The organism is Microbacterium esteraromaticum (assembly GCF_014084045.1).
Lineage (GTDB): Bacteria > Actinomycetota > Actinomycetes > Actinomycetales > Microbacteriaceae > Microbacterium > Microbacterium esteraromaticum_D.
In genome coordinates, this window is sequence record NZ_CP043732.1 from 2350761 (window position 1) to 2373562 (window position 22802).

A 22802-nucleotide genomic window follows, 5' to 3' on the forward strand; every position below is an offset into this window, starting at 1 on the left:
CATCCATCCTCTCACCGCACGACCCGCACGGAAGGCCCGGCCGAGAGTCCCGGTTGTCGGTCCCCGCGCTTCTCGGCTATCGTGAGCGCGTGTCCTTCTCCTGTCGCTGTTGTCGCTGAGCGCTTCGCTCTCATCTTCGACGACCCCGACGGCACACCGCCTCCGCACAGTTCTCCGGCTGCGGGCGGTCTCATTCACAGGACCCTCTCATGCGCTACGCGACGCACATCGCCGACCTCGTCGGCGGCACACCCCTCGTCCGCCTGAACCGCGTCACCGACGGCATCGCCGCCACGGTGCTGGCGAAGGTGGAGTACCTCAACCCCGGCGGATCCGCCAAGGATCGCATCGCCCGCCGCATCATCGACGCCGCGGAGCGCGAGGGCCGGCTGCAACCCGGCGGCACGATCGTCGAGCCGACGAGCGGCAACACCGGCGTCGGCCTGGCGCTGGTCGCCCTGGAGCGCGGCTACAGGATGATCTTCGTCGTGCCCGACAAGTTCGCAGGCGAGAAGGTCGATGTGCTGAAGGCCTACGGCGCCGAGGTCGTGATGACTCCCACGAACGTGCCGCCCGAGCATCCCGACTCCTACTACAGCGTCTCCGACCGGCTCGCCCGCGAGATCCCCGGTGCGTTCAAGCCGAACCAGTTCGCCAACCAGAATGGCCCGCTCGGGCACTACGAGACGACCGGGCCCGAGATCTGGAACGACACCGACGGCCGCGTGACTCACTTCGTCGCAGGCATCGGCACCGGCGGAACGATCAGCGGAACCGGGCGTTTTCTCAAGGAGCAGGGCGATGTCGTGATCGTCGGCGCCGACCCCGAGGGGTCGATCTACTCCGGCGGCCCTGTGCACGGGTACGCCGTCGAGGGCGTCGGCGAGGACTTCATCCCCGACACCTTCGATCCGGCGGTCGTCGACCGGTACGAGAGGGTTCCCGATGCCGAGAGCTTCGCGATGACGCGCAGACTCGCCCGCGAGGAGGGCCTGCTGGTCGGCGGGTCGTCGGGCATGGCCGCGGTCGCCGCGCTGCGGACGGCCCGCGACCTGCCGCAGGATGCAGTCGTGGTGGTGCTGCTGCCCGATCATGGCCGCGGCTATCTCTCGAAGCTCTACGACGACACATGGCTCGCCGAGCACGGCTTCGCCGACCTCGTCACCCCGAGCACCCCCGCGGACCCCACCGTCAGGAGCATCCGATGACCCACTTCGCCCGCGCCTTCGCCAGCCTCGCCGTGCACGCCGGCCAGGAGTTCGACCCCACCACCGGTGCGGTGATCCCGCCCGTGCACTTCTCGACCACCTACGCGCAGGACGGCATCGGCGGCCTTCGTCAGGGCTACGAGTACGGGCGAAGCGGCAACCCCACCCGCACCGCCCTGCAGACGCAGCTGGCCGCGATCGAGGGCGGTGCGCACGCCTTCTCGTTCGCATCGGGCCTCGCCGCCGAAGACACCCTGCTGCGCGCGCTGCTCTCGCCGGGAGATGAGGTGCTGCTCGGCAGCGACGTGTACGGAGGCACGCATCGTCTTCTCGCGCGCGTGCTCGGCCCGTGGGGCGTGCGGCTGCGCGTCGTCGACATGAGCGATGCGGATGCCGTACGCACCGCCGTCGCGGAGCACGCGCCCCGGGTGCTGTGGGTCGAGACCCCGTCGAACCCGCTGCTGCGCATCACCGACATCGCAGGTCTCGCGGCGATCGGGCGCGAATCGGGCGCGATCGTCGTGGTCGACAACACGTTCGCGACCCCGGCGCTGCAGCGCCCCCTGCAGCTGGGCGCTGACGTGGTCGTGCACTCGACCACGAAGTACCTCGGTGGCCACTCCGATGTGGTGGGAGGCGCCGTTGTGCTGAATGACGACGGCCTCGCCGAGCGGATCGGATTCCTGCAGTACGCGGTCGGTGCGGTCTCGGGCCCCATGGACGCGTGGCTGACTACCAGAGGCATCAAGACGCTGGACGTGCGCATGCAGCGACACAGCGAGAACGCGACCGCGATCGCGGAATACCTGTCGGGGCACGAACGCGTCGCGCAGGTGCACTATCCGGGTCTCGCCACTCACCCGGGGCACGGGATCGCCGCGCGTCAGATGTCGGCGTTCGGCGGCATCGTCTCCCTCACTCTGGAGTCGGGGGAGGCGGCGAGGCGCTTCGCCGAGGCGACTCGGCTGTTCCAGCTCGCGGAGTCGCTGGGCGGGGTGGAATCCCTGGTCAACTATCCGGATGCCATGACGCACGCCTCCGTGCGCGGCACCGATGCCGCCGTCCCCGAGGAGGTCGTCCGCCTGTCGGTCGGCATCGAGGACTCGGCGGACCTGCTCGCCGACCTCGAGCAGGCACTGGGCGCCTGAGCTCGTCCGCGGCGGCGTGCCCCGTTCAGCCGCCGTCGCCCGCCCGTTCGAGCTGCGCGACGACCGCCCTGTGGTCGCTGCCGCCGGACTCCTCGAGCACGACGGACCCGGTCGCCTTCCACTCCGGGCTCGACATGATGTGGTCGATCGGTGCGCCGACCAGGCGCGGGAGGTCGGCCGGCCACGTGCCGACCATCCCGTTGCCGGTGCTCGCGGCGGCGTCGACGCAGCGCCCCATGTCGCCGCCGCCGCTGCCGAACGACGCCATGTGGTCGAGAGTCGCGTTGAAGTCGCCGGCGAGGATGAACTCGCCCTCGGGGCACTGATCGGCTACCCACTCCAGGTCCGACCTCCACTGCGACATGGCGTCCTCCCTGGGGGCCACGGCGTGCACGGCGACGATGGTGGGTCCGGAGCCGTCGATGGGCATGGCGACGGCGCTCGGCACGGATCCGGTGTTGCTCGACCCGTCACGCGACGAGTCGATCACCGAGTACTCGCCCAGGTCGACCGAGATGAGGATGGTGGTCTGCCACGCCTGCGGCCCATCGGGCACGTCAGGGCGGATGTTCACGTGATGCACCCACATGGGCCGGCCGGCGTCGCGCATCATGATCGCGATCTGCTCGCCGACCTGCTCCGAGGTCTCGGGCAGCGCGACCACATCCGCCTGCTGCTCGTCGATGACGTCGGCGATCGCCTCGGCCGACACCGCGGCACCCGCGGTGTTCCAGGTGAGCACGCGCACCGCGCCGTCGGTCTTCTCGGGAAGAGCGGCGGCGCCGTACCCTCGCATCGCCCCGATCAGCGCGATCGAGCCTGCCCCGATCAGCGAGATGATCAGGACGGAGGCCGCGACCCCGCGCAGCGGCCTGGCGAACAGCAGGACGGCCGAGAGCAGCGCGATGGCGAGGAAGGCGACTGCGAGCGCGGCTCGCGACGCGACGATCTGCGCGAGGGGGAACACCAGCTCGAGCCGGAAGAACTGCGGCCAGACCAGCACGGCCGTCGCGATGGCGAACAGCACGGTGAAGAGGATTCCGACGAGTCGTAGCATCGCCGGAAAGCCTAGGGGAGACGGCTGTGACGCCGCTGGCGGTACGCTCAGAGGATGACCACAGGCCACTCCGCCCGCTTCCAGGGCCCGAGCGACCTGCACCTTCACTCGAACCACTCCGACGGCACCGAGCCGCCCGCCGAGGTGATGCGTCAGGCCCATGCCCATGGCATCCGCACGGCCGCTCTCACCGATCACGACCGCACGACCGGCTGGCGCGAGGCGGGCGACGCCGCCGCGGCGCTCGGCATGACGTTCCTGCCTGGTATGGAGTTCTCGGCCAAGCACGAGTGGCGCAGCGTGCATGTGCTCGGCTACCTCTTCGACCCGGATGACCCCGATCTCATCGCCGAGACCGACCGCATCCGCAGCGACCGGGTCGGTCGCGCGGAGCGGATCGTGCGCAACATCGGCCGCGACTACGACCTGGGCTGGGACGACGTGCTCGCGCAGACGACGCCGGATGCCACCGTCGGGCGCCCCCACATCGCCGACGCCCTCATCGCGAGGGGGATCGTCCGCGACCGCACGGAGGCGTTCGACGGCATCCTGCATCCGCGCGAGGGGTACTACGAGCCGCACTACGCGCCCGACCCGCTGACCGCGGTGCGCCTGATCACCCGAGCCGGGGGAGTGGCCGTCATCGCGCACCCGGTGACGGCCGGCCGCGATCGGATGATGCCGCTGTCGTACATCGAGCGGCTGATCGCCGAAGGACTCGCGGGGTTCGAGGTCGACCACCGCGAGAACACGGCTGACGGCAGGCGACTGCTGCGTGACATCGCCGCCCGCCACGACCTCATCGTCACGGGTTCCAGCGACTATCACGGCAGCGGCAAGCCGAATAGGCCGGGGGAGAACACGACGGCTGACGAGATGGTCGCGCGGATCATCGAGCGCGCAACCGGCACGGCTCCGCGCGAGCCCTGATGCCGCCCGGCGTTCTGTCGGGCTTCTCCCTGCACTCGTTCGGACGCGGCCGATAACGTCCGGTCATGCGATGGGGGACACCGCTCGAGCAGCGGATCGATGACGCGGCCGACCGGATGCTGCGCGACGCGGCCGCGGGAGGCGTGCGCGCCGGTGTCATCGAGTTCGTTGTGTTCCTGCTGAAGCAGGCCTGGGCGTGCGCGTTCGGCGCGGCGCTCCTGCTGGTCATCGTGGCGGCGCGGCTCTTCCACCCCGATGACGCGCCTCTCGCCCGCAACGACCTGCTGACGCTCGCCGCCGTGCTGATCCAGGTGCTCATGCTCGCGCTGCGCCTCGAGACCCTGCGCGAACTGCGGGTGATCCTGCTCTTCCACCTCACCGGCACGGTCATGGAGCTGTTCAAGACCGATGTTGGCTCGTGGGCGTACGCCGCGGAGGGCATGCTGAGGATCGGCGGCGTCCCGCTGTTCAGCGGCTTCATGTACGCCGCCGTCGGCTCGTACATGGTTCGCGTGCACCGGCTGTTCGATCTGCGCTTCGAGAGATATCCGCGCCGCTGGATGACCGCGATCGTCGCCGCGGCGATCTACGTCAACTTCTTCGCGCACCATTTCTGGTGGGATGCGCGGTGGGTGCTGCTCGCTCTCGTCGTCCTGCTCTGGTGGCGCACGGTCATGCACGCCCGCATCCGCAGGATGGTGATCCGGCTGCCGCTGCTCGCGGTGTTCGCCGGGGTGGCGTTCTTCATCTGGCTGGCCGAGAACATCGGCACGTGGGCGGGGCATGGGCCTACCCGAGCCAGGTCGACGGATGGGAACTCGTCTCGATCAGCAAGCTCGGCTCGTGGTTCCTGCTGATGATCATCTCCGTCGTGCTGGTCACCTGGGTCTATCCGCCGCAGGCACCCGAGGAGCGCACGTCACGGGCATCCGGCGCCGGCGCATCCCGCCGTGACGCGGTCGAGGCCCCTCCCGCCGAGCAGGAGAGGCCTCGATGAGCTGACGCGGGTCAGGCGCCGCTGGGGGCCGCCCCGCCGCTGCGGCGGCGACGGCGGCGGCGCTGCGGCGCGGGCTTGCCGTCGCGGTGCTCGCTGGTCGCGTCGCCGTCGTGCGTGCCCGCCCCGTCGGCGTCGCGATCCGCCGCGGGGGCCGCGTCGGCGTGTCCGGATTCCTGCTGCTCGGCGCCCTCGGCGAAGGTCGAGCCGACCTTGTCGCCACCAGACCCGCGGCGACGGCGGCGACGGCGACGCGTGGTGCCCTCATCTGCGCCCTCGGCGGCGGCCTCAGCCGCCTTCTGCGGCTGGCGCTGACGTCGCTCCGACGCCGGCTTCTCAGCCTTCGGCGCCGTCACCAGGCGTCCCTTGGTGCCCTCGGGAATGTCCAGATCCGTGAACAGGTGCGGGCTCGACGAGTAGGTCTCGACGGGTTCGGGCTGCCCGAACTCGAGGGCGCGGTTGATGAGCGCCCACTTGTGCAGGTCCTCCCAGTCGACGAAGGTGACCGCGATGCCGGTCTTGCCCGCGCGGCCGGTGCGCCCGGCGCGGTGCAGGTAGGTCTTCTCCTCGTCGGGGATGGTGTGGTTGATCACGTGCGTGACGTCGTCGACGTCGATCCCGCGGGCGGCGACGTCGGTGGCGACCAGGACATCCCTCTTGCCGGCCTTGAACGCGGCCATCGAGCGCTCGCGCTGCTCCTGGCCCATGTCGCCGTGCACGCCGCCCACGTTGAAGCCGCGGTCACCCAGCTCGTCGACGAGCTTCTGCGCCGCGCGCTTGGTGCGCGTGAAGATGACGGTCTTGCCTCGCCCCTCGGCCTGCAGGATGCGCGCGATGATCTCGTCCTTGTCGAGCGAGTGCGCGCGGTAGACGATGTGCTTGATGTTCGCCTGCGTCAGTCCCTCGTCGGGGTCGTTGGCGCGGATGTGGATCGGGTTCGACATGAACCGGCGGGCCAGTGCGACGATCGGGCCCGGCATGGTCGCCGAGAACAGCTGCGTGTGACGCACGGCGGGAACCTTCGAGAAGATCTTCTCGATGTCGGCGAGGAAGCCCAGATCGAGCATCTTGTCGGCTTCGTCGAGCACGACCTCGGTCGCGTTCGACAGGTCGAGCAGACGCTGGTTGGCGAGGTCGATGAGGCGACCCGGTGTGCCGACCACGATCTGCGCGCCGGCCTTGAGCTGGTCGATCTGACCCTCGTAGGCCTTGCCGCCGTAGATCGCCACGACGCTCGTCGAGCGGTTCGAGGTGAGCAGGTCGATGTCTTCGTACACCTGCACGGCGAGCTCGCGCGTCGGCACCACGATGAGCGCCTTGACCCCGGGCTCGGGGTCCTGACCCAGGCGCTGCACCACGGGGATGCCGAAGCCGAAGGTCTTGCCGGTGCCGGTCTTGGCCTGGCCGATGATGTCCTGGCCGGGAAGGCCGAGGGGAATGGTCTGCTCCTGGATGGGGAAGGCATCGACGATGCCCTTCGCGGCCAGCGCGTCGATGATGTCCTGATCGATTCCCAGATCAGCGAATGAAGTCACAGTGTTCTCTTGCCTGTCCGGCGCGAGCGCGGCGTGTGCCACGCGGGGCGCCTCGTCTTGGATCCACGCCGTCTCAGTGAATGCCACAGGCGCGGGGCCCTGCTCCGATGGCAGGACGGGACAAGCCTACCGGAGGACAGCCTCCGGCCCAGTAGTCTGGGCGGGTGGTCAACTGGTTCTGGAAGCGCAAGCCGCAGCGGCGCACCCTGAAACTGCGCAGTCGCGGTGAGGCGGGGGACACCACCCGCGTCGACTTCGCAGAGCTCGCGCCAGAGCTGAACCGCTTCCTGGGTCAGGCCGCCTACCTGCAGCTCAGCTACTTCGAGACGCTCAGCCGCGGCATCAGGGGCACGCAGGAGCTCGCCCGCAAGGAGGCGCTGTCCCGCGCCGCGGGCGCCGCCCTCGACAAGCACCGCGCCATCGTGCAGGTAATCGCCGAGCGCGGCGACGACCCGACCCAGGTGATGCTGCCGTTCCGCGAGAACCTCGACGAGTTCCGGCGCAAGACCATCGGCGAGCGGCAGGAGGAGACGCTGCTGGCGGTGTACCTGACGGCCGGCATGCTCGACGACTTCTACCTCGCACTGGCGGGCAGCTACGGCGAGACGGGGGAGCGGGTGGCCGCGATCCTCCGCCAGGACGACCGCGGAGGCGAGATCGTCTCGATCATCCAGCAGACGATCGAGAGCGACGACGAGTGGCGCTCGCTGCTGTCGATGTGGGGGCGTCGCCTCGTCGGCGACACCCTTCTGGTCTGCCGTGACGCGCTGCGCCCGGATCGCCTGGTCGCAGACGACCAGCGGATCGAGCCGGTGTACACCGAGCTGATGGGCGCCCATGCGCGGCGGATGGATGCCATGGGGCTCGCGTCGTAGCATCCGGACCGCGCCGCGCGTCGATGCCGACGCGGGATGGCCCTCGGAACGCCCAGGACGCGAAGGGCCTCAGATTCCGAGCGACTGCTTCTCGGCTGCGTCCCGGCGGGTGCGCTGCGCCGTGAGTGCAGCGGTGGATGCCGCCGCCAGGCCCAGACCCGCGCCGATGCTCACCACCCAGAGCCACACGTCGCCCTCGCCGGCACCCATCCACTGCATGATCGTGTAGACGGCGGCCGTCGTGGCGGTCGCGACGGCAGGGGTCACCGCGACGCCGCGCAGCTCGCGCCGGGGCATGCCGAAGTGCAGGGCCACACCGAGCGAGCACGCCGCGATGAGGGCGAGCAGGATGTACATGTCAGGCCACGAAGCCGACGCGGCGCGACTCCTCGGTGCCCAGCTCGATGTAGGCGAGGTTGGCGGTCGGCACGATGTACGAGCTGCCCTTGGCGTCGGTGAGGCTGATGTGGCTGGCGTTCTGCTCGAGAGCCGAGGTCACCTGGGCGCGCACCTCGTCGGCGCTGCTGGACGTGTCGAAGCTCAGCTCACGACCGGTGTTGATGATGCCGATGCGGATTTCCACGCGATCTCCTCAGGTTGGGCGAACATCGGCAACTCTACCCGGTGGCGATCGGCCGGGTCCGGGGCGCGGCGCGGATTTCGCCGTGGGCGCACACGAGCCCCGCGCGCGCGTGTCGGTCGCCGGTTATAGCGTGGAGGGCATGTCACCGGATGCCGCCCAGCTCGCCGTCGTGCACGCCGATGCCACGGCATCCGGCGTCATCATCGGCGCACCGGGCACGGGCAAGACGACCACCCTGATCGAGCGCGTGGTGCATCTGCTCGCCACCGGGGTCTCCGCCGACGAGGTGCTCGTGCTCACCCCCAGCCGCCAGGCCGCCACGGCGCTGCGCGATCGCATCGGCGTGCTCATCGACCAGGCGACCCCAGGGCCGCTGGCTCGCTCGCTCGGATCGTTCGCCTTCCAGCTCGTGCGCGGTGTGATGGTGCACGAGGGGCACGAGCCGCCGGCTCTGCTGACCGGCGCCGATCAGGACCGCATCCTCGCCGACCTCCTGGCGGGCGATGCGGAAGACGGAGTGCGTCGCTGGCCGGACTCGCTGAGCCCTGCGGTGCGTGCGTCGAAGGGATTCCGCTCCGAGCTGCGTGCATTCCTCGCGGAATGCACCGAGCTCGGCATCCGGCCCGGCGAGCTCGCCGCGTCCGGACGGGAGGTCTGGCGGGCCGCCGACGACTTCCTCGGCGAGTACCGCGAGGTGATGGGCGGCATGCGCACCGCACACCGGGATGTGCCTGAGCTGCTCGCCGAGGCGACGTCGATCCTGCACACCGCGGAGCCGGCCGCACTCGGCCCGCTCGCCCGGCTGCGCGTCGTGCTGATCGACGATGCGCAGGAGCTCACGCGAGGCGGCGTGCGCCTGGTGCGCGCGCTGCGGTCGCGGGGCGTCGCGGTGCTCGCGTTCGGCGACCCGGACATCTCATCCGGCGCGTTCCGCGGGGCCAGCGCGCAACTGTTCGCCGAGCTCGCCCAGGTGCTGGCCGACGTGCACGTGCTCGATGGCGCACACCGCCAGAGCCCGGCGCTGACGGCGCTGACCCGCACCGTCACCCAGGCCATCGGCGTCGCGGGGCGCGTCGACCACCGTCGCGCTCCCGAGGAGACCGACGGCGAGGGCGTGCGCACGATGATCGCACCATCGCCCCACGAAGAGGTCGATCGCATCGCAGGGGTGCTGCGTGACTGGCACCTCAGCGATGGGATCCCGTGGAGCCGTCTGGCGGTCATCGCACACGACACGCGCCAGATCGTCATGCTCGAGGCCGAGCTCGCGGCGCGCGAGGTGCCCACCAGGGCGGCGGGAGTGCCCCGGCCGCTCGGCAGCGAGGGCATCGTGCGCGAGATCGTCGAGATCGTGCGGCTCGGGCTCATGCCGGCCGACGAGCGCCCGTCGGACCTGCTCGCCGAGGCGCTCACCTCGCCGTTCGGCGGTCTCGACGCTGTCGGACTCCGCCGACTCCGTGCCCGGCTGCGCCACGTCGAGCTCGAGCAGGGAGGATCGACGCCGGCCCGCGAGCTGCTGCGCGAGGCGATGCAGTTCCCGCACCTGTTCGATCGGGTCGACGCGCCCGAGGCCCGCGTCGCCCAGCGGTTCGCCGAGACGCTCCGCATGCTCCACGACGAGGGTGCGGCCGGCCGCACCGTGCACGAACTGCTCTGGACGGTGTGGGATCGGGCGCGCTCGATCGGCGGCGGGTCGCTGCAGGCCGGTTGGCGCGCGGCCGCCGACCAGCCAGGCGGAGCCGAGATCTCGCGGTCGCTCGACAGTCTGGTCGCGCTGTTCGACGCCGCGAAGCGGTTCGTCGAGCGCTCGCCTCAGGAGAGGCCGGCTCTCTTCATCCGCGACATCCTCGACAGCGAGGTGCCGGAGGACACCCTCTCGACGCCCGATCGACCAGGGCTGGTGACGCTGCTGACACCGGCCACCGCGCTCGGCACCGAGTTCGACGCGGTGGTCGTCGCGGGGGTGCAGGACGGCATCTGGCCGAACGTTCGCCTTCGTGGCGGGATGCTGGAGACGTGGCGCCTGGCCGAGGCGATCTCCGCGGCGCGGTCAGGCGAGCCGGAGACCGTTCCCGGTCTGCTCGACCGGCGCAGGGCGGCGCTTCACGACGAGCTGCGGCTGTTCGTGCGGGCGATCTCGCGCGCCAGCAGCAGGCTGGTCGTCTCGGCCGTCGATGACGACGATCTGACGCCGAGCCCGTTCTTCTCGTTCCTGCCTGCTCCGCCGCCGGCCGAGGAGGACGAACTGCGCTTCGCCCATCCGCTGACCCTGCGGGGGCTGGTGGCTCGCCACCGCCGCACTCTGACGACCTCGGCCGACCCGTCGGATCGTGCGTTCGCTGCGGGGCAGCTGCGGATCCTCGCCGACGAGGGCGTGCCGGGTGCGCACGTCGACGACTGGTACGGCGTGACCGAGACCACGACCACGGCGCCGCTCAGAGATCTGCAGCTCGCGCCGGTGCGCGTCTCGCCTTCGCGGCTCGAGGCTTTCGAGGAGTGCGGTCTGAACTGGGTCGTGTCGTCGCTCGGCGGCGACACCGTGATGCCTCCGTCCGCCGGCATCGGCACCATCGTGCACGAGGTGATGGAGAGGGTCCCCGATGGCGACCCGGACGCGATGCGGGCGATCATCGACGAGCACTGGCCCGAGCTCGACTTCGAGACGGCGTGGATCGGGCGCAAGGAGCGACGCCGCGCCGATCTGTATCTGGAACGACTGCGCGCCTATCTCGGCGAGGTGTCGCGCGACGGCGGCCGCGTGGTGGGGGCCGAGGCCGCGTTCCGCTTCGAGGTCGACCTCGAGCACGGGGAGGTCAGGCGAGCCGAAGACGAGAGCACCGACACCGACGGCATCCGGCCGCGTGCGCTGATCAGCGGGGTCATCGACCGGATCGAGGTGTATCCAGCGGGCGCCGGCGAGCACGCGGACGCCCGAGGGCAGAGATGGGAGCGCATGAGCGGTGATGACGGCGAACGGGTCGTGGTGGTCGATCTGAAGACCGGCAAGTACGAGCCCGACACCGAGACGAACGTGCGCGAGCACGCCCAGCTCGCCGCGTACCAGATCGCCGTGCAGGAGGGTCTTCTCGAGGGCGCACCTTCGACGGGTCTCGCCGGTGCGCGCCTGGTCATCGTCTCCAAGACTGTCGGCAGGGCCCCCTACCGCGTCGCCCACCAGCACACGCTCGGCGACGAGGCGCGCGCGGCGTTCCTGCGGCGCGTGACCGTCGCCGGCCGGGGGATGGCTGCCAGCAGCTTCACCGCGCAGGTCGAAGCGCACTGCGCCGACACCCAGGTGCGGGTCACTCCGTGTCACATCCACACCGTCCCGGCGGTGAGCTCGTGACGATGCTCGACTCCACCGCGGTCTCGGCCGCGACGATCTCCGCCGAGACCATCGCGCTCGCGCTTGGGCTCCCGGTCCCGACCCAGGCGCAGCAGCGCGTCATCGAGGCTCCGCCTACTCCCGCGCTGGTCGTCGCCGGGGCCGGCAGCGGCAAGACCGAGACGATGTCCGCGCGCGTGGTGTGGCTCGTGGCGAACGGGCGGGTGCGCCCAGACGAGGTGCTCGGCCTGACGTTCACGCGCAAGGCCGCGGGTGAGCTGGCCGAGCGCATCGGCATCCGGCTCGAGATGATCGACCAGTTCTCCCGCCGCGGCCTGCTGCCGCACCTCGCCGAGCTCGTCGCCGACGATGCGCTGCGACGCATCCACGTCGCCGCGCAGGGAGGCCAGCGCGATGCCGTTCGCGTGCAGGTGCTCGACGAGCTCGCCGAGCGCTTCGGCACCGGCTGGGATCCGCGCACGCCGCGCTCGGCTGAGGATCTGCTGATCCGGCCGAAGGTGTCGACGTACAACGCCTTCGCCGACAGCATTGTGCGCGAGCACGCCGCGCGCATCGGACGCGACCCCGAGGCCGCCATGCTCAGCCAGTCCGCGTCGTGGCTCATCGCGCGCGCCGTCGTGCTGCGGGCCGACATCCCCGAGCTCGAGGAGATCGACCGCTCGCTCGGCGGCGTCATCGACGCAGTGCAGAAGCTCGCGGCCGAGGTGCTCGATCACCGTGTCGACCTCGACGCGGTCGAGCGCATCGCCGCGGAGCAGGCCGACGCCTTCGAGCCGTACCGCACCAACCGCGATGTCGACACGGCAGCGATCAACCTGCGCAGCATTCCCGTGCTCACCCGTCTCGTGCGCGACTACATGGCCGAGAAGCAGCGACGTGGCGTGCTCGACTTCGCCGATCAGGTCGGCGGTGCCTTCGACATCGTCGAGAACGCCCCCGACGTGCGGGGCGATCTGCGTGAGCAGCATCGCGTCGTGCTGCTCGACGAGTACCAGGACACCTCGGTCATCCAGACCCGGTTCCTCGCCGCCCTGTTCCGAGACAGCGCGGTGATGGCCGTCGGCGACCCGCATCAGTCGATCTACGGCTGGCGTGGCGCGAGCGCCGACAACCTGTACGCATTCAGCCGTGCGTTCGCGCACGACGCGCCCGCCACCACGTACAGCCTGATGACGAGCTGGCGCAACGACACGCGCATCCTCGACGTCGCCAACCGCGTGCTCGAGCCGCTCGCGCGGCCAGGGCTCGACATGCCGGCGCTGGACCCCAGGCCCGGAGCAGGACAGGGTCGCGTGGAGGTGGTCTTCGCGCACACGGTCGATGACGAGGCCCAGCAGGTCGCCGAGTGGTTCGCGGTGCGCAGACGCGAGCATGACGAAGCGGGTTCGGATCGTGCGCACACCGGCGCCATCCTGTTCCGCTCCAAGCGGCACATGCAGACGTTCGCCGCCGCGCTCGCGCGGAACGGCATCCCGCACCGCATCCTCGGGCTGGGCGGTCTGCTCTCGACCCCGGAGGTGGTCGACGTCGTCTCGATGCTGCGGGTCATCCACGACCCGACGGCCGGATCCGCCCTCATCCGTCTGCTCGTGGGCCCCCGGTTCGCCATCGGCGTCGCCGACATGGCGGCGCTGTACGATCTCGCCGCAGCGCTCGCCGGACGCGACGCCGATCTCGCCCCCCTCGCCGATGAGGTGCAGCAGCGCCTGCGTTCATCTCGCGGCGCCGATGAGGCCGTGTCGATCGTCGATGCCGTCGACTTCCTGCGGACGGCTCCCGACGGCTACCGTCTGCTCTCGGCGATCAGCCCCGAGGGGCGCCGTCGACTGCGAGCAGCGGGGGAGATCCTCGAACGGCTGCGACGCTCGGCCGGCCTGCCCATCCCCGAGCTGATCCGCCTGATCGAGCTCGAGCTGCGCCTCGACATCGAGCTGGCCGCCAACGAGTCCCGAGGACCTGCACGGATCGCCTCCACTCAGCTGCGCGCCTTCGCCGACGAGGTGCGCGCGTTCCTCAGCGCCGACGACCGCGGCACGATCGGCAGTCTGCTCGCGTGGCTCGACAAGGCCGAGAGCACGGACGAGCTCATGCCCAGGCCCGAGCCGCCCGAGCCCGGCGTCGTTCAGCTGCTCACGATCCACGGCTCCAAGGGACTCGAGTGGGACGCTGTGGCCGTCGTGCGCCTCGTAGACGGCGAGCTGCCAGGACGTCCTCAGGACACCTCGGGCTGGTTCGGCTTCGGCGTGGTGCCGTTCGCACTGCGCGGCGACCGCGGTGCCCTGCCGGTGTTCCGCTGGGATCCGAAGGCCGAGATGGATGCCGCCGGCGACGTGCCCGCGAAGCGGCACAAGGCCGCACTCGACGCCCTCGCCGCCGGGGTGACGAAGGCGTTCCCGCATGGCGGTGCGCTGCGTCGCTTCAAGAACGAGTACCGCGACTACCAGCAGCAGGAGGAGCGCCGTCTCGCCTATGTGGCGTTCACCCGCGCCCGTCGGGACCTGCTGCTCTCGGGCGCGCACTGGGCCGGGCAGGTCAAGCCGCGTCAGGCGAGCCCGTACCTTCGCGACGCGATCGAGGTGCTCGGCCTCGACCCGATCGCCGACGTGGATCCCGACGAGAACCCGTACGAAGGCGCCGGCATGACCCGATCGTGGCCGATGGATGCCCTGGGCGACCGCCGCGCTCGCGTCACCGTCGCCGAGCACGAGGCTCGCGCCGCCCTCGCACTGCCAGATCCTCCCGAGCCGACGGCGCAGCTGCAGCGGCTGCTCGTCGAGCGCGCCGAACGGCAGCAGGGCGTCATCGGCGATGCCCCGACGCGCGTACCGGCATCGCGGTTCAAGGACTGGGTCACCGACTACCGCGGGACCCTGCGCGATCTTGGACGTCCGATGCCCGAGCGTCCCTATACCCAGACCCGCATCGGCACGCTGTTCCACGCCTGGGTCGAACATCGCTCAGGGCTCGTCGGAGCGGCATCGACAGTCGAGAGCGGGCTCTGGGAGCTCGACGAAGAGATGTCCGAGGCGGCGGACGCCTCGCACGCGGACAGCGACGACGAGCGCGCTCTCGCGGAGCTGCGTGCGGTGTTCGAGCGCAGCGAGTGGGCGCAGCTGCAGCCGATCGCGGTCGAGATCGAGATCGACTTCGCCTTCGGCTACGAGGCGCGCGGCGACGAAGTGCGCGGCGGCGGGGCGAGTGCTGACGACGGGCACATCGTCATCTGCAAGCTCGACGCGGTCTATCGACGGGAAGACCGCGGCGGGCGCATCGAGATCGTCGACTGGAAGACCGGCCGCGCCCCGCGAACGGCGGCCGAGCGCGACGAGCGGATGCTGCAGCTGGCCCTCTACCGGCTCGCCTACCACCGTCGGTTCGGCGTGCCGCTCGAGGACATCGATGTGGCGCTGTTCTACGTCGCCGACGATCTCGTCATCCGCGGCGACCGCGTCTACTCGGAGTCTGAGCTCGTCCAGCGCTGGAGGGCGGCGCGCGCAGCGCGCTGAGCCTCATCGGCGGAGTCCAGGTCGCTCGGCGCCGAGTCGTCCGCTCCGCGCTCCGGGCGGCTCCCGGATGGGGCATCGGCTTCGGTCTGAGATGCGCTGTCGTGCCCAGAGCCGCGCACGCCGCTGATCTCCGTGAGGTCCTGCGTCGGCTCGTCCCACGATCCGTGCGCCGGATCTGCCGCGTCATCGGCGTGATCTGCGCCGTCGTCTGCGGAGGTCGCCTCATCCGGCGATGCCTCGCCCGCGGAGGACCGGTCGTCAGAGACCTGATCCTCGTCGGCGTCGTCCGCGTCGCCCTGCCAGAGATCCTCCGGGCGGTACGCATCTGTCTGCATGGACGTGTCGATCTCGGTCGCGGCCGTGTCGGGCACGCGGTCCAGCACATCGAGCGCGGAGTCCACCCCTCCGGTGTAGGCCGTCATCACTCGCAGGTCGTCGCTGCGCAGACCGGCGCTGAGAGACTCGAGGAGCGCTGCCGCATCGTCGACGATGTCAGGTCGCCGCAGGTCGTCGCCGTGCACGAGCCAGCGAGCGAATTCGAGTTCGGCGTGCAGCCGCGCCCGAACCTGCAGGGCATCGTCGGCGGCACGCTGCGATGCGGCGACGTACGCGGCGAGAACGTCGGACGCCGCATCGGGGGCGCTCGAGAGCCAGCCGAGGTCTTCAGCAGGGTCGCCGACGGTGAGGCCGCGCCACCCCAGCACGGCGACCACCTGCGGGCCGTCCTGCGGGTCGTCCTCGAACAGGAACGAGAGCGCCTGAATGCCGCCGAGCGTCACCGCGCTCTCGAAGCGCCACAGGTCGTCGTCGGCCACAGCATCGCGCCACCGGGCGCTGAGCCGTGCCGGCACGCGACCGGTCGCCGATGCGCGATCGACGAGCTGCCCGGTCTCGGCGCGCACCGAGGCCGCGTCACGGACGCTCAGACCGGCCGAGCGCACCACCGACGGCGGCAAGGAGTGCACGGCGGCGATGGCCTCGCCGATCGACGGGGCGGCGCCTCGCCCGGCGGGGATGTGCCCGGCCTCGATCTGGAACCCGGGCATGAGGTCGGTCACGAGTGCCCTGGCCTCTCCGACACGCGTCTCACCCAACGCGGTGGGGGCGCGGAAGGTCAGCATCTCCCTGGCACCGGGGGTGAGCGCGCGCAGCGCGAGCGCCTCCTCCGCCAGCTCGATCGCCGCCGCGTCATCGGCGGCGACCCGGATGACCAGCTCGCTGCCGTCGGCGAGAGTCGCGACGGCCGAGTCGAACCTCCCGTCACCGTCCGAGGTCAGAGCGCGGGCGCCCGTGACCTCCGCCCCGGGCACAGCGGCCGTGACCGCCGCCACTAGAGTGAAAGGAGAGCGTGCCATGCTCCCCAGCGTAGGTCTGCCCCCGCGCAGTTGGCGTCCACGCCACGCCCGTGCCGCGGCATACGTCGCGCGCCGGGAGCCGGCACGAGAGCAGGAGGACGCATGAGCACCGGGTCCGACATCCTCGACCGGGCCGCTGAGCTGCGCACCGAGCCCGGCGTCGTCGAGCGGCTGCGCGCCGCCGCCGGCACGAGGGTCGTCGTCGTCCGCGATCGCCGGCTGCGGGTCGCCGACCGTGCGGTCGTTCGGGTCGACGCCGGAGAGGTCGGCGACGCCGACTGGGCTCTGCTGGGGCGGGATGCCGATGGCGCGGCGCTGCTGCTGGCATCCGTCGCGCCGGAGACCGGGAGCGTCGACGCCGCGCCGGAGGAGACCTGGCTGGGGCTGCGCGAGGTCGGCGGGCTGCTCGAGCCGTTCGAGGCCGAGATCTTCGTGACCGCGGTCGCGGTCGCCGCCTGGCTCGTCGACGTGCGTCACTGCAGCCGCTGCGGCAGCCGGCTCGAACTGCGCAGCGCGGGGTGGTCGCGGCACTGCGGCACCTGCAACTCCGAGCATTTCCCTCGTACCGACCCCGCCGTCATCGTGGCCGTGGAGAGCCCGGATGGAGAGCGACTGCTGCTCGGCGCGAACGCGGCCTGGCGCGGCACGATGTACTCGTGCTTCGCGGGGTTCGTGGAGGCGGGGGAGTCGATGGAGGCGACCGTGCACCGCGAGCTGGCCGAAGAGGCGGGGGTGCGTCTGAGCGAGCTCCGCTACGTCTCATCGCAGCCATGGCCGTATCCGCGATCGCTGATGGTCGGCTTCCGCGCCGTCGCCGTCGACGAGGACGTCGAGGCGGACGGCGAGGAGATCATCGACGTGCGCTGGCTCACGCGCGATGAGATCGGGCAGGCGCTCGCAGGCGACGGCCCCGTAGGACTCCCGAGTCGCTCGTCGATCGCACGGCGACTCATCGAGGACTGGTACGGCGAGGGCCGGCCGGAACGCCGCCGGCTGATCGAGCGGAGTGAGCGCGGCACTGAGCGGGCGCAGCAGGGCGAAGGATCGAAGTGAGCGCCCTGGATGCCCTCGACGAGCGTCAGCGGGAGGCCGCCTCGGTGCTGCGCGGCCCCGTCGCCGTGCTTGCCGGTGCCGGCACGGGCAAGACGCGCGTCATCACGCACCGCATCGCGCACGGCGTCGACACCGGGGCGTATTCGCCCCAGCGCGTGATGGCGGTCACCTTCACCGCCAAGGCCGCAGGCGAGCTGCGCGGGCGACTGCGCGCCCTGGGCGTCGGGGGCGTCGCGGCGCGCACCTTCCATGCCGCGGCTCTCAAGCAGCTCAACTTCTTCTGGCCGACCGTCGCGGGCGACTCGGCACCGTCGCTCATCGACAACAAGGTGCGGATGCTCGGGCAGGCGGCCGATGCGATGCGCCTGCGGCCGAGCACGGCCACCTTGCGCGACATCGCCGCCGAGATCGAATGGCGCAAGGTCTCGATGCTCTCGATCGAGCAGTACGCGGAGCTGGAGCGGCCGATCAGCGGCATCCGCCCCGAGCAGCTGATCGAGCTGCAGAGCGCATACGAGGCGCTGAAGGACGAGCGTCGTCAGCTCGACTTCGAGGACGTGCTGCTGGCCTGCGCCGGCATGCTCGAGGCCGAGAGCAGGGTCGCCGCGGCCGTGCACGAGCAGTACCGCCATTTCACGGTCGACGAGTTCCAGGACGTCTCGCCGCTGCAGAACCGCCTCCTCGAGCTGTGGCTCGGAGACCGTCGCGACATCTGCGTGGTCGGCGACGCCAGCCAGACGATCTACTCGTTCGCCGGTGCGCAGCAGCGATACCTGCTCGAGTTCGAGCGGCGATTCAGCGACGCGACCGTCGTGCGGCTCGAGACGAACTATCGCTCCAAAGCGCCGATCCTGACAGCGGCGAACGCGCTCATGCGCGGACGTCCCGGCGCTCTCGCGCTGGCTCCCGCTGAGGCACCGGTCGGCGACGACGAGCCCCCGACGGTCACCGCGTACGACAGCGAGACCGACGAGGCCGCAGGCATCGCGGACGCGATCGTCCGCCGAATCGCCTCGGGCGCCGCACCCTCCGACATCGCTGTGCTCTATCGTGCGCATGCGCAGTCCGCGGTGCTGCAGCAGGCGCTCGCCGCGCGGGGGATCGCGACGAGCGTGCTCGGCGGCACGCGCTTCTTCGACATGCCCGAGGTGCGCCAGGCCGTTCTCGCGCTGCGTGGCGCGGCGGTCGCCCCGACGGATGCCGGGTTCCTTCCCACGGTGCGCGACGTGCTGCGCGGTCTCGGCCTCACCGACGAGCCGCCGCAGGCGGGAGGCGCGCAGCGCGACGGGTGGGAGGCGCGACGAGCCATCCTGCGCCTCGCCGAGGAGGCGCCCACCGGGACGACGCTGCGTGTGTTCGCCGACGAGCTGATGGCGCGGGCCAAGGACCAGCACGAGCCGACGCTGCAGACGGTCACGCTCTCGACGCTGCACGCTGCGAAAGGCCTCGAATGGCCGCACGTGCTGCTCGCCGGATGGGCGGAGGGATCACTGCCCATCTCGTACGCGACGTCGTTCGAGAACATCGACGAGGAGCGCCGCCTTGCCTATGTCGGCATCACGCGCGCCGCGCGAACGCTTGCGGTGTCGTGGGCGCGCTCAGCCGGACGAGGGGAGCGGTCTGCGTCGCGCTTCCTCGCGGAGATCGGGACGACAGCTCGAGGCACCGGCATTCTGCGTGATGTCGCACCGAGCGCCAGGCGTGCCGCCCGTCAGGGCTGACCCGCACCATCAGTCCGGCCGCGGGCGTCGGTGTGCGCAGGATGCGCGCGGCGAGCGACGCCGCGCGCGCGATGCGGGCCGAGGTGACGGTGGCCTCGATGCCGACGAGCTGCGCGTGCAGGCGCGGCCAGGCCGCGTCACGATCTCGTTCATGCGCGTCCCGGCATGACAGGCACGGGGTGCGGCCTGGCACGACCAGCGGACCCGCGACCGTCGCATCATGTTCGAAGCCGATCGGCAGGTGCGGCACGTCGTCACGCAGGAACGGCGCGAGCTGCAGAGCGGCGACGGCCCCGCCGACCATCACCACGGCGACTGCCCCGGGGGAGCGCGGATCCGCCTCCTCCAGCCCTTCATCGAGGAGGGACTGGCGCAGCCGCTCCTGGCCGCGACCGTCGACGAGGTTGATGCCGTCGACCCAGAACGGGGGAGCGGGCAGCGCGTCGTCGACAAGCAGCGGACGCAGTGCCGTCAGCAGCCGCCGAGCCTCCTGGCGCGGCGCGCCGACGCCGTGCGCGACGACGTCGAAGGCGCTGAGGCGGATGCCCGAGCTCAGCCGACTCAGCAGCCGCTCGACCCACGGGCCGACGATCTCGAGGCGCACCACCCCCTCGAGCCCGAACTGCACCGTGCTCTCGTCACGCCACAGCAGGGGATAGCGCGGATCGAGACGCGTCACGGTCGTCGGCGTCATCGGGCTCATGACCCGATTGTGTCTCGCAGGGTCTCTGCTCAGTGCCGTCAGCGGCGATCTGTGGACGGATCCGCGATAATCGGCCGCTGTGCAGAACCAGTCCGTGCTCCGCTGCCGGCTCCGGTTCCAGGACGGGACCGGCGCTCAGACGGGGCGGTCGCCTTCCGGGCGGTCGCCCTCCGGACGGTCGCCCTCCGGACGGTCGCCTTCGTCGGGCGCGGTGTCGTCGCGGTCGCCGTGAGCGGGAGCATCGCCCTGGCCGAACACCTCTCCGTCCAGGAGGCGGGCCAGCGCCTCGTCGAACTCGTCGGCCTCCGGAGCCTCACCCCGCTGCAGCGCCTCCAGCCGCGCGATGAGCGCGGACGGGTCGTCGATGTCCGAGGCCAGCGGCATGAGGTCGGGGTAGTCCCACAGCGCGTCGCGCGCCGCGATCCCCACGGCATCCGTCACCGCACGCCACATCGCCGATGCCTCGCGCAGGCGACGCGGGCGCAGCTTGAGGCCGACCAGCGCGCCGAGGGCGTCCTCCGCGGGGCCGCCGACGGCACGTCGGCGTCGCGCCGCCTCGGCCAGCCGTCCGCCGTCCGGCAGGCGCGACGTGGCCTCCTCGGTGACCACGTCGACCCATCCGTCGATCGTCGCGATGAGGTTCTCGAGCCTGGCCAGCGCCTCGCGCTGGGTCTCGGTCTGAGCCGGGAGCAGGGCGCCGCCCTCGATCGCCGCACGCAGCTCCTCGGGGTCGGTGGGGTCGAGGCGGGATGCCAGTCCTTCGAGCGCCTCGATGTCGACGGTCACGCCGCGGGCGAAGTCGGTGATCTGCGACAGTACGTGCAGGTGCAGCCACTTCGCGTGGCGGTACAGCCGGGCGTAGGCGAGCTCGCGCACCGCGAGGTACAGCGTGATCTGGTCTTCGGGGATCTCGAGGCCCTCTCCGAAGTCGGCGATGTTCTGCGGGATGACCGCGGCGGTGCCGGCGGGGAGCACGGGGATGCCGACGTCTCCGCCGGAGACCACCTCGAGCGAGAGCCGGCCCAGCACCTGCCCGAACTGGGCGGCGAACAGCGAGCCGCCGAGTCCCCGCATCAGCTGACCGGCGCCCTGCACCATGCTCTGCATCTCAGGCGGGACCTGCGTCTCGAGCGCGTCGGTGAGGGCGTCCGCGATCGAGGTCGAGACCGGGTCGGCGATCTCCTTCCAGACCGGCAGGGTCTTCTCGACCCATTCGCCGCGGGTCATCGCCTGCGGCGCGCCGGCGAGCTCGGAGATCGTGGTGGCCTCACCCAGCCACAGGTCGGCCAGCCCGAAGGCGTCGGCGAGCGATGCGCGCGAGCCGTCGGCGATGCCGAGGCCGTCGCGATTGGCGATGTGCAGGGCCTGCTGTCTTGCGCTCTGCCACGGGTCGCCACCGAACATCCCCTGCAGCTGAGACATGAATCCCGACATCTGGGCGGGGTCGATCGGCATCCCGCCCATGCCCGAGAGTGCGTCGCGCAGCGCTTCGGGGTCGACCTGCCCACCAGACATCATGCGCCGGAGCATCTCCTCGAAGTCGGACGGATCCCGATCGTCATCTGTCATGCGAATAGCCCTCTCAGCATGCCCGTAGCGTGTGCGCTCTACGCTAGTCACACGATCCTGTGCTCGTACCCGATGCGCGCGGATCCCTGTACGCCGCTCGCGAACGCCCGGAGGTTCCGTGTCATCACGCCGCAGCAACGGCACGGTCATCGGCATCGTGGCCTTGAGCATCTCGCTGGTCGCGCTGGTCGCGCTCACCTTCGTGCCGACGCCGTACGTCATCCAGCGGCCGGGGCCCGTCTACGACACCCTCGGCACGGCGCGCAGCGCAGACGGCGAGGATGTTCCCCTCATCGAGGTCGACGGAGCGGAGACCTATCCCACAGCCGGCACTCTCGATCTCACCACGGTGCAGGTGATCGGCAATCGCGAGCGCACGCCCACCTGGTTCGAGCTCGCCATGGCGTGGACCGACCCGACGCGGGCCGTCGTGCCGATCGACACCGTCTTCCCGCAGGGAGTCACCTCCGATGAGCGCGACGAGCGCAACGCCGCGCTGATGGTCGACTCCCAGCACGAGGCCACGGCAGCCGCGCTCACCGAGCTCGGCTACGACGTCGGCGCGAGGGTGCGCGTGGTCGAGACGGTCGCCGACAGCCCGGCGCAGGGAGAGCTCGAGGCCGACGACATGGTGCTCGCGATCGACGGCACGACGGTCGACTCCGCCACCCGGCTGCGCGATGCGATCCAGAAGGCCGAGGGCGCAGAGGTCACTCTCACCATCGAGCGCGGCGGCCAGGAGAAGACCGTCTCGGTCACGCCCGAGAAGTCGATCGACGCCGCGGGAGACGAGGTCTGGCTGATCGGGATCGTCCTGACGACCGACTACGACTTCCCCGTCGACGTGCGCCTGCAGCTCGACAACGTCGGCGGACCCAGCGCCGGGATGATGTTCGCCCTCGGCATCATCGACACGCTGACCCCGGGAGAGCTCAACGGCGGCGAGGAGATCGCCGGCACCGGCACCATCGACGCCGCGGGCACCGTGGGGCCGATCGGCGGCATCCGGCAGAAGCTGTACGGCGCCCGCGACGCAGGCGCCACGGTCTTCCTCGCCCCGGAGAGCAACTGCGACGAGGTCGTCGGCCACGTGCCTGACGGGCTGAAGGTCTTCCGCACGGGCACGCTGGAGGAGTCGCTCGAGATCCTCGAGGTGGTGGCGGCGGGCGCAGACACCTCGGACCTGCCCGTATGCACCGCTGAGGGCTGATCCGCGTAC

General features: G+C 71.1%; 15 protein-coding genes and 1 pseudogene. 10 read left to right on the forward strand and 6 right to left on the reverse strand.

What is annotated here, in order from left to right; all coding sequences use genetic code 11:
- Positions 1 to 209: 209 nt before the first annotated feature.
- Entirely contained in the window at positions 210 to 1208 is a 999-nt protein-coding gene (locus tag FVO59_RS11105) for a pyridoxal-phosphate dependent enzyme (RefSeq protein WP_182252695.1), read from the forward strand.
- The gene (locus tag FVO59_RS11110; RefSeq protein WP_182252696.1) at positions 1205 to 2356 is read left to right on the forward strand and encodes a cystathionine gamma-synthase; all 1152 of its coding nucleotides are present in this window, start codon (positions 1205 to 1207) and stop codon (positions 2354 to 2356) included. The genes FVO59_RS11105 and FVO59_RS11110 overlap by 4 nt, the downstream gene beginning before the upstream one ends.
- A gap of 25 nt (positions 2357 to 2381) precedes the next feature.
- Here the strand turns inward: FVO59_RS11110 and FVO59_RS11115 are convergent, their stop codons facing one another.
- Positions 2382 to 3413 (reverse strand): endonuclease/exonuclease/phosphatase family protein, encoded by a 1032-nt coding sequence (locus FVO59_RS11115; RefSeq protein ID WP_182252697.1) that lies wholly within the window; start codon positions 3411 to 3413, stop codon positions 2382 to 2384.
- A gap of 54 nt (positions 3414 to 3467) precedes the next feature.
- Here FVO59_RS11115 and FVO59_RS11120 point away from each other — a divergent pair, with 54 nt between their 5' ends.
- Together FVO59_RS11120 and FVO59_RS11125 are read left to right on the forward strand one after the other, a co-directional pair.
- Positions 3468 to 4343, forward strand: a complete 876-nt coding sequence (locus FVO59_RS11120) for a PHP domain-containing protein (RefSeq protein WP_182252698.1) — start codon at positions 3468 to 3470, stop codon at positions 4341 to 4343.
- A 65-nt stretch (positions 4344 to 4408) separates the two neighbouring features.
- A pseudogene (locus FVO59_RS11125) lies at positions 4409 to 5340 on the forward strand (DUF817 domain-containing protein).
- An 11-nt stretch (positions 5341 to 5351) separates the two neighbouring features.
- Here FVO59_RS11125 and FVO59_RS11130 read toward each other — a convergent pair.
- Positions 5352 to 6872 carry a DEAD/DEAH box helicase gene (locus FVO59_RS11130; protein ID WP_182252699.1) on the reverse strand — a complete coding sequence of 507 codons (1521 nt, stop codon included), beginning with the start codon at positions 6870 to 6872 and terminating at the stop codon, positions 5352 to 5354.
- Between the two features lie 164 nt (positions 6873 to 7036).
- Here FVO59_RS11130 and FVO59_RS11135 point away from each other — a divergent pair, with 164 nt between their 5' ends.
- Positions 7037 to 7747: a ferritin-like fold-containing protein gene (locus FVO59_RS11135; protein WP_182252700.1), complete on the forward strand. Its 711-nt coding sequence runs from the start codon at positions 7037 to 7039 to the stop codon at positions 7745 to 7747.
- 69 nt (positions 7748 to 7816) lie between these two features.
- On the opposite strand, the gene FVO59_RS11140 is transcribed toward FVO59_RS11135, so the two are convergent.
- Complete coding sequence (locus FVO59_RS11140) at positions 7817 to 8104, reverse strand: hypothetical protein (protein ID WP_182252701.1); 288 nt, start codon at positions 8102 to 8104, stop codon at positions 7817 to 7819.
- A gap of 1 nt (position 8105) precedes the next feature.
- A complete protein-coding gene (locus FVO59_RS11145; protein WP_182252702.1) occupies positions 8106 to 8330 on the reverse strand; it encodes a DUF3107 domain-containing protein in 225 nt (74 codons plus the stop codon).
- An 82-nt stretch (positions 8331 to 8412) separates the two neighbouring features.
- On the opposite strand from FVO59_RS11145, the gene FVO59_RS11150 reads away from it, so the two are divergent.
- Together FVO59_RS11150 and FVO59_RS11155 are read left to right on the forward strand one after the other, a co-directional pair.
- Positions 8413 to 11676, forward strand: a complete 3264-nt coding sequence (locus tag FVO59_RS11150) for an ATP-dependent helicase (protein WP_259363177.1) — start codon at positions 8413 to 8415, stop codon at positions 11674 to 11676.
- Between the two features lie 2 nt (positions 11677 to 11678).
- On the forward strand, positions 11679 to 15182 hold the full coding sequence (locus FVO59_RS11155; RefSeq protein ID WP_182256736.1) for an ATP-dependent helicase: 3504 nt from the start codon (positions 11679 to 11681) through the stop codon (positions 15180 to 15182).
- On the opposite strand, the gene FVO59_RS11160 is transcribed toward FVO59_RS11155, so the two are convergent.
- Entirely contained in the window at positions 15128 to 16537 is a 1410-nt protein-coding gene (locus FVO59_RS11160) for a phosphotransferase (RefSeq protein WP_182252703.1), read from the reverse strand. The genes FVO59_RS11155 and FVO59_RS11160 overlap by 55 nt on opposite strands.
- Positions 16538 to 16639: 102 nt before the next feature.
- On the opposite strand from FVO59_RS11160, the gene nudC reads away from it, so the two are divergent.
- Together nudC and FVO59_RS11170 are read left to right on the forward strand one after the other, a co-directional pair.
- The gene (nudC, locus tag FVO59_RS11165) at positions 16640 to 17590 is read left to right on the forward strand and encodes an NAD(+) diphosphatase (RefSeq protein WP_182252704.1); all 951 of its coding nucleotides are present in this window, start codon (positions 16640 to 16642) and stop codon (positions 17588 to 17590) included.
- Positions 17581 to 19311, forward strand: coding sequence for an ATP-dependent helicase (locus FVO59_RS11170; protein ID WP_430736351.1), 1731 nt, complete (start codon positions 17581 to 17583; stop codon positions 19309 to 19311). The genes nudC and FVO59_RS11170 overlap by 10 nt, the downstream gene beginning before the upstream one ends.
- A gap of 838 nt (positions 19312 to 20149) precedes the next feature.
- Here the strand turns inward: FVO59_RS11170 and FVO59_RS11175 are convergent.
- Entirely contained in the window at positions 20150 to 21583 is a 1434-nt protein-coding gene (locus FVO59_RS11175; protein ID WP_182252706.1) for a zinc-dependent metalloprotease, read from the reverse strand.
- Positions 21584 to 21701: 118 nt separating this feature from the next.
- Between FVO59_RS11175 and FVO59_RS11180 the strand changes: the two genes are divergently transcribed.
- Complete coding sequence (locus FVO59_RS11180) at positions 21702 to 22793, forward strand: YlbL family protein (RefSeq protein WP_259363179.1); 1092 nt, start codon at positions 21702 to 21704, stop codon at positions 22791 to 22793.
- Positions 22794 to 22802: the final 9 nt, after the last annotated feature.

What these genes read in the sequence shown, in the direction of transcription:
- FVO59_RS11140 (WP_182252701.1), bottom strand. Translation starts at nt 8,104, where the DNA reads ATGTACATCCTGCTCGCCCTCATCGCGGCGTGCTCGCTCGGTGTGGCC.
- FVO59_RS11120 (WP_182252698.1), top strand. Translation starts at nt 3,468, where the DNA reads ATGACCACAGGCCACTCCGCCCGCTTCCAGGGCCCGAGCGACCTGCAC.
- FVO59_RS11110 (WP_182252696.1), top strand. Translation starts at nt 1,205, where the DNA reads ATGACCCACTTCGCCCGCGCCTTCGCCAGCCTCGCCGTGCACGCCGGC.
- FVO59_RS11160 (WP_182252703.1), bottom strand. Translation starts at nt 16,537, where the DNA reads ATGGCACGCTCTCCTTTCACTCTAGTGGCGGCGGTCACGGCCGCTGTG.
- FVO59_RS11175 (WP_182252706.1), bottom strand. Translation starts at nt 21,583, where the DNA reads ATGACAGATGACGATCGGGATCCGTCCGACTTCGAGGAGATGCTCCGG.
- FVO59_RS11155 (WP_182256736.1), top strand. Translation starts at nt 11,679, where the DNA reads ATGCTCGACTCCACCGCGGTCTCGGCCGCGACGATCTCCGCCGAGACC.
- FVO59_RS11105 (WP_182252695.1), top strand. Translation starts at nt 210, where the DNA reads ATGCGCTACGCGACGCACATCGCCGACCTCGTCGGCGGCACACCCCTC.
- nudC (WP_182252704.1), top strand. Translation starts at nt 16,640, where the DNA reads ATGAGCACCGGGTCCGACATCCTCGACCGGGCCGCTGAGCTGCGCACC.
- FVO59_RS11115 (WP_182252697.1), bottom strand. Translation starts at nt 3,413, where the DNA reads ATGCTACGACTCGTCGGAATCCTCTTCACCGTGCTGTTCGCCATCGCG.